Below are 3083 nucleotides of genomic sequence, written 5' to 3'. Positions count from 1 at the left end.
TCGGCGCCTGCCGTCATCCGTTCCGTGAACGAAAGGGCTGGGGGCTTCCTGTGCCACCTTCCACACCAACAAGACGTGTGCTCGCCGCAGCGCTCGGCGCTGCACTGACCGCACTGTCCCTCACCGCGGCGGTGCCTGCGCAGGCGGGCACCGCACAGCCGGGCGCCACGCAGGCTGCTGGGCCGTTGTCGGCTGAGCAGGCGCTGTCGAAGGCCCGGTCGTCCGGGAAGGCTGTCGTGGTGGATGCTGCGACGACGTCGACGGACGAGCTGACGGCGAACCCGGACGGCAGCTTCACGCTGAAGCAGGCGGTCACTCCGGTGCGGGCCTACCGGGATGGCGGTTGGAAGCCGCTGGATGCCACCTTGGTGAAGCAGCCGGACGGCTCGATCGCGCCGAAGGTCACCAGCAGCCCCCTGACCCTGTCGGGTGGCGGGCCGGGTGCGCTGGCGCAGATGAAGAGCGGCAGCCGCTCACTGTCCCTGACCCTGCCGGATGCGCTGGCGAAGGACCTGCCCGCGCCGGTGCTGGACGGCCCCACCGCAACCTACAGCCTGCTGTCCGGCATCGAGTTGAAGGTCACTGCCGATCCGCAGGGCGGCTTCTCCGAGGTCCTGGTGGTCAAGGACGCCACCGCTGCCGCCAACCCCGCCCTGAAGAGCCTCTCGTTCACCACCCGGACCACCGGCGTGGACCTGGGCACCGACGCAGGCGGCAACATCACCGCGAAGGACAAGCACGGCCAGGTCGTGTTCTCCGCACCCGCGCCGGTGCGCGGGGTGTGGGACTCGGCGGTGGACACCTCCGCGGCCACCGTCACCGACCCGAGTGACGGTCAGGTGCTGGACGCCCGCAGCGGCAGCCCGGCCCGCTCCAGCGAAGCCGGCCCCGGTGCCGCCGCGCGCGTCGCGCCGCTGAAGGCCGAGTACGGGGGCGGCGCGATCACCCTCACCCCCGACCCCGCGCTGCTGTCGGGCACGAACACCACCTGGCCGCTGTACATCGACCCGACCTACTCCGCCGCCGGCAGCACCAGACTCGGCTGGACCTACGTCAACTCGTACTTCAAGACCACCAGCTACTGGAACACCACCGACAGCGAGGGATTGCGGGTCGGCGACAACAACTGGGAGTCGCCCTACTACGTCGGCCGGGCCTTTGCCCGGATGTCGGTGCCCAGCGCGATCTACGGTGCGCAGGTCTCCTCGTCCACGTTCTACGCCACCGAGACCTGGTCGGCGTCCTGCACTGCAAGTGATGTGGAGCTGTGGCTGACCGATGGCATCTCGTCCACCACGACGTGGAACACCCAGCCTGCCTGGAAGACCAGGAGTGCGACCAGGAGCGTCGCCTACGGGCACGACAGTGGCTGTCCTGCCGCCTCGGTGGGTTTCGACACGACCGCTCTGATGCAGAACGCGGCCAACGGCAACTGGGGTGACATCACGCTGGGCCTGCGTGCCACCAACGAGTCGGACGGTGGCAGCTGGAAGAAGTTCCAGCCAAGTTCGATGTACATGGAGACGAAGTACAACCACGTCCCCACCACCCCCGCCACGCTCACCACCTCGCCCGCCACCTCCTGCACCGGCGCGACCCCGACCGTCATTGGCAACGGCGACGTCGTGCTGCGCGCCGCGGTCTCCGACCCCGACGGCGGCAACCTCGGGGTGGCCTTCAGCCTGGTCAACACGATCACGGGCGTCGGCGTGGCGTCCTCCAACGTCAACACCCTGACGGCGACTTCAGGCACCACGGCCCAGCTTTTGGTGAACCGCCAGGCCTTGGTGAACGCCTCCAATGGTGCGGCGACGATGTTCTCGTGGAACGTCTACACCAACGACGGAAGTGCCAACAGCGGCACCAGCACGATGTGCCGGTTCACCTTCGATCCGACTTCTCCGGGCAAGCCGACTGCTGCTGTCGGCTCCGGCCCGTTCACGGTCGGCACCCCCGTCCAGGTGTCCATCACGGCGAACCCGGTGGGAGCGGTTCCCACGAGCTACACCTACCAGCTCAACGGCGCCGCCCCCAGCACCGTCACGGCGCTGTCCGGCGCTGCCACGGTGAGCATCAAGCCGAATCGTGCACACAACGTGCTGACCGTCACCGCCCTCTCCGCCGGTGGCAACCCCAGCGGTGACAGCGAGGTCGTCGAACTCGACGCCGCACCCGCGGCGACCGCGCCGGAGAACGACCTCACCGGCGACGGCCGCACCGACCTCGCGGTCGTCGGCGGCCAGGCCGCCCTGCCTGCCGGGCTGTGGATGGCCAGTGGAACGACAACGAAGTCGCTGAACACTGCCGCGGACAACCTCGGCGCCAAGGGCACCGCCGGCACCAACCCGTCCCCGGCGGACTGGAACGGCACCCAGGCCATCGTCGGCCACTTCCGCTCCGGCGCCGGCTTCAACGACATCCTGCAGTACAACCCGACCACCGGCGTGGGCGTCGTCCTCTACGGCAACGGCGACGGCTCCGCACTGTCCCCACTGAACAGCAAGAACGTCTCCCCGATCGAGTTCACCTCACCCGCCACCAGCGCGAAGGCCACCTGGATCGCGAACGCCGGACAGCTCTACACCACCGCAGCGCAAGGCGATCCGAACCCGTTCCCCTCACTGCTGAGCATCCTGGACGGCTCCCTCTACCTGCAACCCACCACCCCGCAGCCCGGCGGCTTCTTCCCCGCCGAGGTCGACCTCTCCGACACCAACCCCACCGGCACCGGCACCTGGGCCGGCTGGACGATCGTCACCGCACTCGGCACCGACAACATGCCCGGCATGTTCGCCCGCTCCGACACCGGCGGCCAGCTCTACTACTACAGCCCGACAAACCTGCTCGACCTGACCCTCGGCAACACCGCCACCCCCGTCCTCGTCGCCTCCACCGGCTGGACCAAGGCCGCCAGGCCCACCCTGCAGGCCGCGGACATCGACGGCAACGGCATCCTCGACCTGTGGTCGGTGAACACCAGCAGCGCGGCCACCGCGAACCTCTTCAACGGCACCACGATCAGCGGCCAGCCCACGCAGAACCTGTTCTCCCCGACCCACACCTGGCCGCTGAACGACAACACC

Annotated in this window: 1 protein-coding gene; it reads left to right on the top strand. The window is 69.0% G+C overall.

Going from position 1 to position 3083, the window contains the following annotated elements; translation table 11 throughout:
- Positions 1–239: 239 nt before the first annotated feature.
- Positions 240–3083: hypothetical protein (locus tag OO57_RS37460; RefSeq protein WP_158715383.1), on the top strand; the 2844-nt coding region annotated here is incomplete at its 3' end.

Origin of the sequence: Kitasatospora phosalacinea (assembly GCF_000717185.1) — a bacterium.
GTDB classification, from domain to species: domain Bacteria; phylum Actinomycetota; class Actinomycetes; order Streptomycetales; family Streptomycetaceae; genus Kitasatospora; species Kitasatospora phosalacinea_A.
The sequence above is the reverse complement of the archived record's forward strand: the minus strand, read 5'-3'. Positions and strand labels throughout refer to the sequence as shown.